Genomic DNA, 14,176 nt, shown 5'->3' with positions numbered 1-14,176 from the left:
CAAATATGAAATTTCCCCATTTCTTCATCCGGCGCCCAATTTTTGCGGCCGTGCTGTCCATCCTGATCGTGGTGTTCGGGCTTGTGGCTTACCCCAGCCTGCCGGTTGCCCAATATCCTGAGATCGCGCCGCCAACTGTGGTGGTGACCGCCAATTATCCGGGTGCGACCGCCGAAACCCTTTCGGATACCGTCGCCGCGCCCATCGAGGAATCCATCAACGGCGTGGAAAACATGCTGTACATGTCGTCCTCGGCCACCGGCGATGGCGGCTTGCAGATCACCGTGACGTTCAAGCAGGGCACCGATATCGACAAGGCGCAGGTGCTGGTGCAGAACCGCGTGTCGACTGCCGAGCCGCGCCTGCCCGAAGTGGTGCGTCAAGTCGGCGTGACGGTTCTCAAGAACTCGCCCGATATCCTGATGGTCATCGCTCTGACGTCTCCGGACGGGTCGCTGCCCCAGCAATATATATCGAATTATGCGACCACCCAGCTTATAGACCGTTTGGCGCGCATTCCCGGCGTCGGCGGCGCAAGAATCTTCGGCGGTCGCGACTATAATATGCGGGTGTGGATTGACCCGGACCGGGCAGCCGAACTCAACCTCACCGTTGACGAGATCGTTGCGGCAATCCGGGCGCAGAATGCGCAGGTCGCCGTAGGATCAGTCGGCCAGCCGCCGTTCAACACGGGCGGCACGGCCTTTCAACTGGGCATCCAGACTCAGGGTCGTCTGTCGAAGCCAGAGGAATTCGGTCAGATCATCGTCAAGCGCGACGATCAGGGACGTATGGTAAAGCTCTCCGATCTGGCGCGGATCGAGCTGGGTGCGCAGGATTACGGCATCAATGCCAGCCTGTCGGGCAAGCCAATGATCGGCATTGCGATTACGCAGTTGCCCGGCTCGAACGCCCTCACCACGGCCGAGGCCATCAAAGCGGAAATCGCGACACAGGCCAAGAGCTTCCCAAAGGGCATGACCTATTCGATCCCATATAATCCGACCGAATATATTCAGGCCTCAATTGAAGCCGTGCAGCACACCCTTGTCGAGGCGATCATCTTGGTTGCCGTCGTTGTCATGCTTTTTCTCCAGACATGGCGCGCGACGATTATTCCGCTGGTCGCCATTCCGATTGCACTGGTCGGCAGTATGGTCATGCTCGCGGCGTTCGGGTTCAGCCTTAATAACCTGTCGCTGTTCGGGCTCGTGCTGGCCGTGGGTATTGTCGTCGACGACGCGATTGTCGTGGTGGAAAATGTCGAGCGGCTGATGGCGGAGAAAGGTCTCAGCCCGCGCGAGGCCGCGCATGAGACGATGGATGAGGTTTCGGGCGCACTCATCGCGATTGCACTTGTGCTGTGCGGCGTGTTCATTCCCACCAGCTTCATCCCTGGGATCTCAGGCGAATTCTACAAGCAGTTCGCGTTGACCATCGTGTCAGCGTCGGTGATCTCGGCCATCGTGTCGCTCACTCTGTCGCCGGCACTCGCTGCGCTTATCCTGAAACCGCACCATGCGAGCGAACCAGATCCGGGTATCCGGGGCCTGCCTGCCCGCTTTGCCCGGAAATTCAACGCGTGGTTCCAGACGCTGAGCGAACGCTTTGGCCGATACACGGCGCGCGCCGTACGGGCGCTTGTGCTGATCGGGGTGGTCTATGTCGGGCTGATCGCGCTGGCAGGCTGGCGCTTCTCGGCAACGCCTACCGGCTTCATCCCCGCGCAGGATCAGGGCTATCTGATCGCCGTAGTCCAGTTGCCGCCGGGAAGCTCACTCCAGCGCACGACCGACATTATGGCGACGGCCTCGGAGATTGCGCTCGCCAATCCCGCCACTGCCTACACCGTTGCATTTGCGGGGCTTGACGGTGCGACGTTCTCGACAGCACCAAACGCGGGTGCCATCTTCATCCCGCTGAAGCCTTTCGGGGAGCGCGCCCATGCCGACGCGCTTGTGAACGATTATCGCAAGGCGTTGAGCGCCATTACGGGCGGCATGGTGCTGATCGTGCCGCCCCCTCCGGTGCGCGGAATCGGGACGGGCGGCGGCTGGAAAATGCTGATCGAGGACCGGGCCAATCTCGGGTATAAGGCGCTGGAAGGTGCCGCCTTCCAGATGATGATGAAGGCCAATCAGACGGAGGGCATTACAAGCGCCTTCACGACCTTCAATACCCGGACGCCGCGCCTGTTTGCGGACATCGACCGGCAACGGGCCGAACTGATGGGCGTTCCGGTGAGCAACGTTTTCTCGACGCTCGGTACGTATCTCGGATCGACTTACATCAACGACTTTAACTTTCTCGGCCGCACCTATCGTGTGACAGCGCAGGCTGACGCGCCCTATCGCGATCAGACGTCCGATGTTGGGCGGTTGAAGACGCGGTCGGCATCTGGCCAAATGGTGCCGCTCGATGCGGTGATGACGCTGCGGAACGACAGCGGCCCATACCGCGTGGTGCGCTATAATCTCTATCCTTCCGCAGAATTGCAGGGCGACACCGTGCGCGGCTTCTCGTCCGGCCAGTCGCTTGCAACGATGAGCCGCATAGCCAATGAAACGCTTCCCAAGGGCATGACGTTCGAATGGACCGAGCTGGCATATCAACAGCTTCAGGCGGGCAATACCGGCTCATTGGTGTTCGGCCTTGCGGTACTATTCGTATTCCTGCTGCTCGCGGCAAATTATGAAAGTCTTGTGCTGCCTCTCGCGGTGATCCTGATCGTGCCCATGTGCTTGCTCGCGGCCATTGTGGGCGTCAACCTCACGGGCGGGGACAACAACATCCTCACGCAGATCGGCCTTGTGGTGTTGATCGGCCTTGCCGCGAAGAACGCCATTTTGATTGTCGAGTTCGCGCGCCAGAACGAGGACGAAGGCATGTCGATGCGAGATGCGGCTAAGCACGCAGCAGAGCAGCGGCTGCGTCCGATTGTGATGACGTCAATCGCGTTCATTCTGGGCGTTTTGCCGCTGGTGATCGGCACCGGGGCGGGCGCGGAAATGCGTCGCGCGCTGGGCGTCGCGGTTTTCTTCGGCATGATCGGCGTGACGGCGTTCGGCCTGCTGTTTACCCCGGCCTTCTATGTCATCAGCCGCAAGCTGGGCGACTGGACGGCGAGCAAGATCCGGCGCGGCAACGACAAGCCGACGGAAGTCGGGGAGCCGGAGACATCGTCATGAAGGCATTAATCCCGATACTTGCCGCAGTTGCCCTGTCCGGGTGCATGGTTGGTCCGAATTATAAACAGCCCGCTCCGCTTTCGGCGCCAGCGTCAACATTGCGGGAAACCGCCATGGCGGGCGTTTCGCCTACCCCGCTTCCGGACAAATGGTGGCGGTTGTTCGACGACCCCAACGTCGACCGTCTGGTCGAGCAGGCTCTTGTCCACAACACCGATCTGCGTGTCGCCGCCGCCAATCTGCAACGCGCGCGCGCCGTGCTGTCCGAATCGCGGGCCGGCCTGCTTCCCACCGGCGGTGCAAGCGCGGAATATCAGCGCCAGCGGAGCACGGACCTCACCGGACGGAAAGCCGATACGGACTTCTTCGCCACAGGCTATGATGCGTCCTACGAAGTCGATCTGTTCGGAGGCGTCAGCCGCTCAATCCAGGCAGCGCGGGCGGATGAGCAAGCGGCGCAGGCGCAGGTCGATGCGGCGCGCGTCTCGGTCGCTGCGGAAACGGCCCGTGCGTATGCTAGTGCCTGTTCGTTCGCCGCACAGGTCGCGGTCGCGCGCGATACGGTAAAGCTTCAAAGCGACACCCTGGGCCTGACGCAGCGGCTCTTCGACGCGGGACGAGGGACGCTGCGAGACGTGGACCGTGCCAGCGTCCTCGTCGAACAGGCCAATGCCCAACTGCCTGTTCTGGAAGCGGAACGGCGCGCCTCGCTTTACGCGCTGGCGGTGCTGACTGGCACACCCCCGGCCGAGTTCGACGCGGCGGCGGCATCGTGCACGCGCGCGCCTGAAGCTGGCGCGCCCCTTCCGGTCGGTGACGGACAGGCACTGCTCGCCCGCCGTCCGGACGTGCGCGCCGCCGAACGGACGCTTGCCGCAGACATCGCGCGGGTCGGTGTGGCGACCGCCGATCTGTATCCCTCCATCCGCCTGCTGGGGTCAGTCAGCCTGGGTGCGTCGAAGCTGGGTGATATCGGCAAGCCGCAGTCCTTCGGTTTCTCGTTTGGTCCGCTTATCAGCTGGAATTTCCCTCTGAATGGCGCGGCGCGCGCGCGGGTGCGGCAGGCGCAAGCTGATGCGACCGGCAGCCTTGCGTCGTTCGACGGCGCCGTGCTTCGGGCCTTGCAAGAGACGGAGCAGGCGCTCGCCCGCCTGGGCGGCGCGATCCAGCGTGAGGCAGCCCTCCGGAGGGCTGTGGCAGCAAGCGACGATGCCGCCCGCCTCTCCCGCATGCGGTTCGATTATGGGGCGGACAGCTTTCTGCAGCTTCTTGACGCGGAACGCGACCGCGCTTCCAATCGCGGAGCCTTGGCGCAGGCCACAGCAGACCGGGCTGATGCACAGATCACGGTCTTCAAGGCCTTGGGCGGAGGGTGGGAAACTGCGCCGCCCATCGCGGACAAACCCGCGCAACGCTAGACTCATTTGGCCTGTAGAAAAACTTATTGACGGCCAATGATTGCTTGCGTGAAATATCTCAACTATATCAGTAGATATTTTTATCAGACCTTGTCTCGCGGCTTTTGAAGGATGTCAGCTTGCTCCGCGTCATCAACGGCTAAAGCGCACGAACCCAAGCATGCGCGGATTCGTGGTTCCGGTCATGGAGACTATGATGAAACGCGTTGCACTACGAAAAGCCCTCAATCCCCGGGCACAGGCAGTTCCCCCTTTGCCGCATCCGTCATGGTCGCGGGCATTCGATGGTGACCGGTCACCCACGCGCGCCCTGAAACCGGCGGATTTCTGGGCGCGTCTTGAAGGCCAACCCCTCTCTCCCTCTCTGCTGCCAACGGAATAATTGGATGGAAAGCTACTGGAACCTGGACCCCATCGTCGCGCAGCTGAGCGATATCCGTCGCGCGTGGCGCGCCGGGCAAGAGCGTCACGCCGAATATGGTGCGGAGGGATTCCCCTCGCGCGGCGATCTTGCCAAGATTATGCAGTCGCTGTGCGGCGCGCTGTTCCCTCTGCGGTTGGGTCCGAACTTCGTACGGCTGCACAATGAGGACGCGTTCGTTGCACAAACCCTGCACACCGGACTCCACCGTCTCTACGGGCAGATCCGACTGGAATTGATCTACGCCATGGCCGATGCGCCGCAGACAGCAGTCGATGCGCGCGCCGCATCGATCATCAAGAGCTTCGCGGAACAGTTGCCGAGCTTGCGTATCCTGCTCGACACCGACGTGGAGGCCGCGTTCCGGGGAGATCCCGCCGCCCGCAGCGTGGACGAAGTGTTGATCTGCTATCCGTCGCTCCTCGCAATCATTCATCACCGGCTAGCGCATCTGTTGCATGAGCTGGGCGCGCCGCTGGTCGCGCGGATCATTTCCGAAGTGGCGCACAGCAAGACCGGCATCGACATTCATCCCGGCGCCAAGATTGGCGAGAGTTTCTTCATCGACCACGGCACTGGTGTGGTGATTGGCGAGACGGCGATCGTCGGACGACACGTCCGCCTTTATCAGGGGGTAACATTGGGCGCGCGCAGCTTTCCCGCCGACGAAGATGGCACATTACTCAAAGATCAGCCCCGCCACCCGATTATCGAGGATGATGTGGTGATCTATTCCGGCGCCACGATATTGGGTCGCGTCATCATCGGGCGCGGCTCCGAGATCGGCGGCAATGTCTGGCTGACCAAGAGCGTGCCCGCTGGCAGCCATGTTTCCCAGGCTCGCGAGCAAAACAGCATCGCCACGATCGCACAAACCACAGCGCCCCACCGCCGCGCCCGAACGTCAGCGGCGGGCTAGAACCAGCAGCTCATCGCATCCTGCCTAAGCGGCCAGTTCCTCAAGCCATTGCGTCACCATGCGCTGCCCGGCAGCGACAGCCCCCGGACCATGCTCGTCATGCGCAGCGCGCAGCGAAGCCTCGTCTCCACCCGCTTCGATCACCGACTCCGGCCATTGCTCGATCCATTCGTGGAAGCGAGGGTCTTCCCCCATCTCGGCATGGAATTGCAGCGCGAGCAAATTGCGACCGCGTCGGAATGCCTGATGGTCGTACAGATGGCTCGATCCCAACAGCTCGACCGAGTCAGGCAAGGTGAATGTATCCCCATGCCAGTGGAGCACAGGCACGTCGGCAATATGGTGAAGAGGCGATGCGTGGCCCGCCTGCGTCAGCTGAATGGGATGAAAGCCGACCTCTTTGTGCGGTCCCGCAAACACGTTCGCGCCCAGCGCCGCGGCGATCATCTGCGCGCCGAAGCAAACGCCCAGCGTCGGCCGGTCCGCTTCCAGCCGTGTCGCCAGCCGCCGCAACTGGCACGAGATCCAGGGGTGCTCGTCCTGCTCGTACACGCCCATCGGCCCACCCATCATAATCAACAGGTCGGGTTCCCGCAGATCGAGGCCGGGGAACGAGGGATCGGCAATATCGATGCGATCGAGCACATAGCCCGCCCTCTCGATCGGCTCCCGATAGCCGGCGACGCCTTCATACGGCACATGGCGAATGATCAGCCCGGTTTTCATGCGGCACATTTGCCCTCAAGCCCATCCAAGAGAAAGAAAGAGTTTCTTGAAGTCGGACAACGTGAATTGTCTATCCATTCTCTTTTATAATCATCCCAGCGGTCGTCGGATACCGGCCTGTCCGACTCTGCCATTGTCCCCGCCATTGACATGTCGCGCTGAGCAGGAAACACCCGAACCACAAGCACGAGGAGGGACGGCATGGTAGGGCAGGCGGCCAAGACGAACCCGATCGAACGGCTTGGCCCTTCCCGTACAACCAGACGAAGACCGCCCCCATTTCGGGATATCGATCATGCCCCCGCTTGAGTTGCTCAGCTATGCGGGTCTGGTCGTGTTCGCAGCCTCAGGTGCGATCGCTGCGGCGGAGCGCAAGCACACGATTGTCGAGTTTATGTTCTTCGCCACGGTAACGGCGGTCGGGGGCGGCACAGTGCGCGACCTGCTGATCGACGCCCCGGTGTTCTGGGTAGCAGGCAATGGACCCTTGGGCACATGCGTCGTTACCGCTCTGCTCGTTTGGCTTTTGGGGGAGCGCGTCTGGAACGCGCGAATCCTCGTTTGGCTGGACGCCTGCGGACTGGTCGCCTTTGCCGTGCTCGGCGCGGCCAAGACGCTCGCTCTCGGCTTCCCGGCACTGGTTGCAGTCGCGATGGGCGTGCTGACAGGTACGTTTGGCGGCATCGTGCGCGATGTCCTCGCCAACCGTCCGTCGATCCTGCTCGGCCGCGAGATATACGTGACGGCCACAATCGTCAGCGCGGGCCTTTTCGTTCTGCTCAGCCGTATGGGGCTTGCTTCGATGCCTGCGGGAATCATCGGCGTTAGTGCAGGCTTCGCGTTGCGCGGCGGAGCGCTCGTCTTTGGTTGGACATTGCCGGGATATCGCGATCTGAACGCGAACGAGTCGTCCCCCGGTTGAGCACGTCCTGCCCAATCCTTTCTCGCAGATGAACAGGCTGGCGCGGAAAAAGCGCACACAAGCGCAATCTGATTGTCTATTTCAAAAGTAGACATACTATGGATGTCATAGCTCGAGTCGCAACAGCTGCAACGGAGAATGCATCATGACCTATTCCCAAGTGTCCCATGCCGCCGAACCGCTGATCCTGACCGTGCCCGGTCTGGGAAACAGCGGCCCAGATCACTGGCAGACCTATTGGGAAGAGGACATTGCACATTGCCATCGCGTCAATCTGGGCATGTGGGATGCGCCACATCGCAACACTTGGGTGAACAAGCTCAATCATGTGATTGCCCATGCGGATCGACCGATCGTGCTCGTCGCGCACAGCCTTGGCTGCCTCACGGTGGCGTGGTGGGCAGCCCTCGAACGCCCCGCGCCCGGCGGCAAGGTGATCGGCGCGCTGCTGGTCGCGCCGCCGGAGGTCGATACGGCTTCCATCGATCCGCGTGTGTCCGCCTTCGGCCCTGCGCCAAAAGGTTTGCTACCCTTCCCCTCGGTCCTCGTAGCCAGCCGCACCGACCCCTATATTCGCTTCGAACGGGCGCGGATGCTGGCAGGTTTCTGGGGCAGTGAGTTTGTCGATGCTGGCGAGATCGGGCATATCAATGCGCAATCCGGTCTGGGCCGATGGGAGCAGGGTCAGGCGCTTCTCGGCCGCTTGACCGGGGCGCCCGCGACACTGCAACGCAGTCTTGTCCCGCTTGATGTGGCCAACCTTGGCGGCGGAGAGAAAGGTTACGACCTCTCGCTCTAACCGGCGGAGGTGCCATCCAGGTCGCGCCGTAGCTCCGTGATCAAATCGCCGACATGGGTGAGACGCGGCTCTTCCTCGTCGAGGATCGCCCCGAATGCCTGCCGCTTGAGACTCATCGCCATTCCCGCAGGCACGTAGCTGCCTGCCGGAATGGTGGAAAGCATGATGTCGATCAATCGCTCCGCGCCGTGCAGACGGCCCCATAGATAGTCGTTCTCTCGGTAGGACCGACTGAAGAACGCGCCGAAATTGTTGAACTCGATGCCCTTCAGCATCGCCTCTGCCCCCCCGGTGCGCAGCGCTGAGCAGTCGTCGGGCGAAATCCGGTCGACCTTGATCGGGTCGAATTCGTCCAGTCCTTCCCCCTGCAGCAGCGGCAGGGTAGCGATATCGAAGAACGGAAAGCCAAGATAGGTAAGCAACATCGGCCGCCGCTCGTCCTTCGGCAAGGCCCACAACGCCTCCGACAACAGTTCTTCGGCTGTCAGATCCTTGGCACGCAGATCGCGCGCCAGCGCCAGCGCTGCCATCGCTTCACCCGGGAGTGTCGTGGTGCCCTCAGCAGCGCGCACCGCTTCCCTCGGGTAATAGTCGCTCGCCTCGCATTCCTGATACAGCGCCAGCGCGGCGTAGATGGCGTCACGCATGGTGCCGACTGCGCTTTCCAGTTCCGGCCCCGATCCTTCCAGCGTCTCTGTTAACCGCCGTGCCATGAACCGCAGGCGGCGGATGCGAAACCCAAGATCGTGGTCGCGGAAAAAGCCGATAACCTCTGCTGACACCCCGCCCCGCCGCTCCTCGCGCATCTGGTCGAGCTTGCTGGCACGCACATGATCCCACAGAGACTGGCGGTAAGCCTCGCGGGTCGCCGGGCTGCCGTCGCCGCCCAACCGGAACAGCAGCGCGGCCATCTCTTCGATAATCGCGGACAGCTTCACATGAGCATAGGCCGGATAGGCGAAACCCGCCGCCGCCGACGCGCGCACCTGCGCCTTTGCCCGCCAGTTTGCCAGCCGCGCAGGGGTAGGCCGGTCGAGGAACAACGTCCCCCCGAAGCTGCTCTCGACTTCCCGCTCCACCTCTTCGCGCAGCGCGTCGGTAATGCGCCGCATCCGCCGGATTTGCCGTGAACGCGCCTCGATCGCTTCCAGATTGTCCCGGATCGGCTGTTCCCGCGGAATGTCGCTCAACGACCCGAAAATCGTACGGAAAAAGCCTGGCGATGCCGGCTTTGCGTCGTCGTCGCCATGCCCCCCCTCCCCATGACCGTTGTCGGGCCGGTTGAGCTGGAACGCACGACCCGTGGGCTTGGGATCGATATAGACGAAGCGCCGATCGATCTCCCGCCGCGCGGGGCGGTTCTTGAGCGCCGCGATGGCGGGAGCAAAGGGCGCGTTGCTCAGCACCGATCCGTCGATCAGGATCGCCTCCTCCGCCTTCTTGAGCGCCGACTGCTTGGGCAGCACCCGTGCCAGGAAGGACGCACGTCCCGGCCAGGGCCTCTTGGTCTCGTTCAGCACTTCATCCATTTCCCGCACCGTGAAGGGCGGAAACGCGCCAGGAAAACTGGCGGTCGCGCGCGCGGCAAAGGCGAGCTCCGCCGCGTCCGCCAGCGCGCCCGTCCGCCGTCGCGTGCGGAATCCAATCGTTAGGCGATGCTCGGTTTCCATGACTTCGCGTGGGCTGTTGAGACGCAGGGTCTCGGCATAGCCGTCGAAATCGGTCACGGTGACGATCAGGTCGAGGGGGTGGCCGTTGGGCAGCAGCGGCGGCCCGTTCTGCCCCGCCGCCATGGAATCGAACGCCTGCAACAGCAGGCGCGTGAAGGTCTTCCCTCCGAAAGGCGGCTGGAACCAGCGCGAGCGCACGAAGCTCGACAATTTGTGCCGCACTTCCTCGCGCGTGTCGGGCGAAACCGTGCGCTCTACCGTGTCGCCACGCCGCCGTGCCGCCATCCACACAATCGGCTGCGCCCAGAATTTCGTGAATCGCGCCGCCGGACGCGCGTCAGGATCGAGCAGTTGCTCGACATCGGCATTGGTCAGCCACAGGTCAGTCAGCGGTTCGAGCGACTGACCGGTCTCGATTGCTTGGGCAAGGAAAATACCGTTGATCCCGCCCGCGCTCGCCCCCGCGACAATATCGACCACCGCGCGCAGCCGCGTACCGCCAAGCGCCTCGATTTGCCGCAGCACTTCGCGATAGACCGCGACGCTGCTGCCGGGGCTGTCGCTATGATCGAGGAAATCCCGGCTCGCCCGCGCGACATGCCAGACTTCCTTGGTGATCCCGTGCATGTAAATCGCAAGGCTGATCCCGCCATAGCAGATCAGCGCCAGCCGCAGTTCCTTCTCCCTCATTGCGGGAGAGTGCCCAATATGTGGGATGTTGTCGAGTGGGAGGTTGACCGCCCCTCCTTACAAGCCGTTCGCCCTAAGTGGGGTTGAGCGAAGGCGAAGTCCCGTATCGAAGGGCTGATGCTTCGATACGCCATTTCGACACGCTCAATGGCACTCAGCACGAACGGGAAAGAAACAACAATCGCCTACGCGACCGCCATCAGCGCTTCGACCAAACCCTCAAACACCCGCCGCCCGTCGGTGTTGCCATGCGCCGCTTCGACCGCCCGTTCGGGGTGCGGCATCATACCCAGCACCCGGCCATTCTCACTCAGGATACCGGCGATGTTGCGTGCGGAGCCGTTGACGGCTTCGGCATAACGGAACGCCACGCGACCCTCGCCCTCCAGCCGGTCGAGCGTCGCGTCGTCGGCGAAATAATTGCCGTCATGATGCGCAACGGGGACGATGATCCGCTCGTTTTTGGTATAATGATTGGTAAACGCGGATTGGGTGTTCTCCACCGTCAGCGCGACATCGCGGCAGACGAAATGGATGCCCGCATTGCGCATCAATGCTCCGGGCAGCAGGCCGCTCTCGGTCGCCACCTGAAAGCCGTTGCACACCGCCAGCACGTAGGCGCCCCGCTGCGCCGCACGGCCCACCGCCTCCATCACCGGCGAGCGGGATGCCATCGCGCCCGAGCGCAGATAATCCCCATAGGAAAAGCCGCCGGGCAGCGCGATCAGGTCCACACCCTCGGGCAGCTCGGTATCCCGGTGCCACACCATCGCGGGCTTGTGGCCGCTTACCAGCTCGATCGCGCTCGCCATATCGCGATCGCAATTGGAACCGGGAAAGACGATGACGGCGCTTTTCATGGGCTTATCCCAGCTTTTCGATGCGGTAGTTTTCGATCACCGTATTGGCGAGCAGCTTGCTGCACATCGCGTCGATATCCGCATCGGACGTGCCGTCGGCAAGGTCCAGCTCGATCATCTTGCCCGCGCGCACATCGTTGACACCGGCAAAGCCAAGCCCCTCCAACGCATGATGAATAGCCTTCCCCTGCGGATCGAGCACGCCGCCTTTCAGGGTAACGTAAACGCGGGCTTTCATGGGCGACGACTCCGTGTGTTTGCGGGGCGGGTATGGGGAAGCCACTAGGCGGGAGGGAGGCGGAGGGCAAGAGTCGGCGAGGAGAATTGTTATTGGCAATGCCCCGTTTGTTGTGGGGAGGGGACAAAGTCTCTAATAGAATATTCATGGACATCCTAGGACTTCGAGATCAACCGCCACACTCATTTCTCGCTCAAGGCATATTTCTTGGGGAAAGCAATGGGATCAAGAATTGGGCATTAACTCGAAGCCAAGCATTGAATGCACTCTCCCAACTAATGGCCACGGGTTGGCCGATTTTGGGCGGGGACATTATTCAGCATGCAGGTGGCAATAGTTTTACATATACCTACGAAAACTGGCATTGTGAAATGCAGCATGACGAACAATCCGAAGATTTTTTAGCTCGCAGCATACAGGTTGCACGATCGCACATTCTCCATTTGGACGATGTCAGCAAATTTGTAGTACTGGTCCCATCAGACAAAAACGTCCGCTAAGTTGTCGTATCCTAACAGACCGCTCCGGCGCAACGTTACCCCTCAAACGCCCTTCTTCTTCCGGTGCGTATCGAGATCGAGCACAGTCGTATCTGAACCCTCCGGCATCAAACCCAGTCGCCGCGCGACTTCCTGATAGGCCTCGACTTCGCCGCCCAAGTCCCGGCGGAAGCGGTCCTTGTCGAGCTTCTCACCCGTCACCATGTCCCACAGGCGGCAGCCGTCCGGGCTGATCTCGTCGGCCAGGATGATGCGGCTGAAATCGCCATCCCACAGGCGGCCGAACTCCAGCTTGAAATCGACGAGGCGGATGCCGATCGCCGCGAACATGCCGCACATGAAGTCGTTTACGCGGATCGCCATGTCGGCGATGTCGTGCATCTCGTCCTGATTGGCCCAGCCGAAGCAGGCGATATGCTCTTCGGTGATCATCGGATCGCCGAGCGCGTCGTCCTTGTAATAATATTCGATGAGCGTGCGGGGGAGCTGCGTCCCTTCCTCGATGCCAAGGCGCTGGGTCAGCGACCCGGCCGCGACATTGCGGATCACCACCTCGATCGGCACGATCTCGACCTGGCGGATCAGCTGCTCCCGCATGTTCAGGCGGCGGATGAAATGCGTCGGCACGCCGATATTGCCGAGCAGCGTAAAGACATGCTCGGAGATCCGGTTGTTAAGCACGCCCTTGCCGTTGATCGTGCCCTTTTTCTGGGCGTTGAAGGCGGTCGCGTCGTCCTTGAAATACTGGATCAGCGTGCCCGGCTCCGGACCTTCATAGAGGATCTTTGCCTTGCCTTCGTAAATCTGGCGGCGACGGGCCATATCGGTGTGCCTACTCGTCAAAGAAACGGAATCGCCCCGGCTACGCGAATCGATAAGGGATCAGCGGCGCCGGGGCTGGTTTCACAGGCGCATAGCCCAAAGCGCCGCAGGGTGCAAATGGCGGGCGGCGGAGCTTTCGCCGTGAACGCCACAGCGAATGTGGGCGGCAAAATTTCCGCAGGGCCCGATGGCATTCCCGCCCGTCGACGCATATGGGATCAGCATGCAGTTCATCGTTCCGCGCTGGGTAGGCATGCCGCACGATCCCCGTGCCCGGCAGCGCGCCGTTGCGTTCCTGCTCGCCTTGGCGGTGCATGCACTGGTGCTGGCGCTGTTCCTCTGGGTCAAATCGGCTCCCCCTCCGGTCAAGGAGGAACGCGCGCCGACGAGCTTCACGCTGTTGCCCGAACCGGCGCAGGAAAAGCAGCAGGCCAAGACCCAGCCGGAACGCAAGGCTAGCCGGGCGGCCGAAGCCAAGCCCACCCCCGCGCCCGTCACCCCCAAGCCGCCGGAGGAGCCGCCTGCACTCATCCCCATGGCGAAGGATGTCTATGCGGCGGGAGATATTTCCAAACTGCCGTCGCGCGGCCAGAGCGCAGGGGTCGACAATGGCATCGACAGCGCGGGCCTGATCGGCCCCGGCGATGGACCAGGCGGCGTCCGCCTGTTCAACGCCGAATGGGTGCGCCGCCCCACCGACGCGGAACTGGCGGGCTACATGCCACCCAATGCCCCACGCACCGGCTGGGGGCTGGTCGCCTGCAAGACGATCGCGAACAACCGGGTGGAAAACTGCCAGGCCTTGGGCGAATCGCCCATGGGGTCCGGCTTTGCACGCGCCGTGCGCGAGGCGGCGTGGCAGTTTCTGGTCCTGCCCCCGCGCATCAACGGCCGTCCGGTCGTGGGGGCATGGGTACGCATTCGTATCGACTACACCGCCACCGAGCGCAAAGGCTGACGGCGGACCCGCATGTTCGGGGCCCGCCGTCGTCGTGCAACTTAG

At 62.3% G+C, this 14,176-nt stretch carries 12 protein-coding genes; 7 read left to right on the top strand and 5 right to left on the bottom strand.

Annotated elements, in window-relative coordinates:
- The first annotated feature begins 5 nt into the window (after positions 1-5).
- The 3 genes from FHS92_RS14340 to epsC all read left to right on the top strand — a co-directional run bounded on the left by FHS92_RS14340 (position 6) and on the right by epsC (position 5,946).
- A complete protein-coding gene (locus FHS92_RS14340) occupies positions 6-3,188 on the top strand; it encodes an efflux RND transporter permease subunit (RefSeq protein ID WP_184081418.1) in 3,183 nt (1,060 codons plus the stop codon).
- Entirely contained in the window at positions 3,185-4,606 is a 1,422-nt protein-coding gene (locus tag FHS92_RS14335) for an efflux transporter outer membrane subunit (RefSeq protein WP_184081417.1), read from the top strand. Before FHS92_RS14340 ends, FHS92_RS14335 begins: the two co-directional genes overlap by 4 nt.
- A gap of 386 nt (positions 4,607-4,992) precedes the next feature.
- Positions 4,993-5,946: a serine O-acetyltransferase EpsC gene (epsC, locus tag FHS92_RS14330; protein ID WP_184081416.1), complete on the top strand. Its 954-nt coding sequence runs from the start codon at positions 4,993-4,995 to the stop codon at positions 5,944-5,946.
- 24 nt (positions 5,947-5,970) lie between these two features.
- On the opposite strand, the gene FHS92_RS14325 is transcribed toward epsC, so the two are convergent.
- Positions 5,971-6,672 (bottom strand): glutamine amidotransferase, encoded by a 702-nt coding sequence (locus tag FHS92_RS14325; protein ID WP_184081415.1) that lies wholly within the window; start codon positions 6,670-6,672, stop codon positions 5,971-5,973.
- A 295-nt stretch (positions 6,673-6,967) separates the two neighbouring features.
- On the opposite strand from FHS92_RS14325, the gene FHS92_RS14320 reads away from it, so the two are divergent.
- Together FHS92_RS14320 and FHS92_RS14315 are read left to right on the top strand one after the other, a co-directional pair.
- Positions 6,968-7,594, top strand: coding sequence for a trimeric intracellular cation channel family protein (locus FHS92_RS14320; protein ID WP_184081414.1), 627 nt, complete (start codon positions 6,968-6,970; stop codon positions 7,592-7,594).
- Positions 7,595-7,739: 145 nt separating this feature from the next.
- The gene (locus tag FHS92_RS14315; protein ID WP_184081413.1) at positions 7,740-8,393 is read left to right on the top strand and encodes an RBBP9/YdeN family alpha/beta hydrolase; all 654 of its coding nucleotides are present in this window, start codon (positions 7,740-7,742) and stop codon (positions 8,391-8,393) included.
- On the opposite strand, the gene FHS92_RS14310 is transcribed toward FHS92_RS14315, so the two are convergent.
- The 3 genes from FHS92_RS14310 to purS form a co-directional block, all read right to left on the bottom strand.
- Entirely contained in the window at positions 8,390-10,753 is a 2,364-nt protein-coding gene (locus FHS92_RS14310) for a patatin-like protein (RefSeq protein ID WP_184081412.1), read from the bottom strand. The two genes, FHS92_RS14315 and FHS92_RS14310, sit on opposite strands and share 4 nt — an antisense overlap.
- A gap of 185 nt (positions 10,754-10,938) precedes the next feature.
- Entirely contained in the window at positions 10,939-11,613 is a 675-nt protein-coding gene (gene purQ, locus FHS92_RS14305) for a phosphoribosylformylglycinamidine synthase subunit PurQ (RefSeq protein WP_184081411.1), read from the bottom strand.
- A gap of 4 nt (positions 11,614-11,617) precedes the next feature.
- The gene (gene purS / locus FHS92_RS14300) at positions 11,618-11,851 is read right to left on the bottom strand and encodes a phosphoribosylformylglycinamidine synthase subunit PurS (protein WP_184081410.1); all 234 of its coding nucleotides are present in this window, start codon (positions 11,849-11,851) and stop codon (positions 11,618-11,620) included.
- Between the two features lie 146 nt (positions 11,852-11,997).
- Here purS and imm40 point away from each other — a divergent pair, with 146 nt between their 5' ends.
- A complete protein-coding gene (gene imm40 / locus FHS92_RS14295) occupies positions 11,998-12,351 on the top strand; it encodes an Imm40 family immunity protein (protein WP_221231080.1) in 354 nt (117 codons plus the stop codon).
- Between the two features lie 42 nt (positions 12,352-12,393).
- Here imm40 and purC read toward each other — a convergent pair whose 3' ends face one another.
- On the bottom strand, positions 12,394-13,173 hold the full coding sequence (purC, locus tag FHS92_RS14290; protein WP_184081408.1) for a phosphoribosylaminoimidazolesuccinocarboxamide synthase: 780 nt from the start codon (positions 13,171-13,173) through the stop codon (positions 12,394-12,396).
- A gap of 187 nt (positions 13,174-13,360) precedes the next feature.
- On the opposite strand from purC, the gene FHS92_RS14285 reads away from it, so the two are divergent.
- A complete protein-coding gene (locus FHS92_RS14285; protein ID WP_246352016.1) occupies positions 13,361-14,131 on the top strand; it encodes a hypothetical protein in 771 nt (256 codons plus the stop codon).
- Positions 14,132-14,176: the final 45 nt, after the last annotated feature.

The organism is Sphingobium subterraneum (assembly GCF_014199435.1).
Classification (GTDB): Bacteria; Pseudomonadota; Alphaproteobacteria; order Sphingomonadales; family Sphingomonadaceae; genus Sphingobium; species Sphingobium subterraneum.
This window is presented reverse-complemented; position numbering and strand designations above follow the sequence as displayed.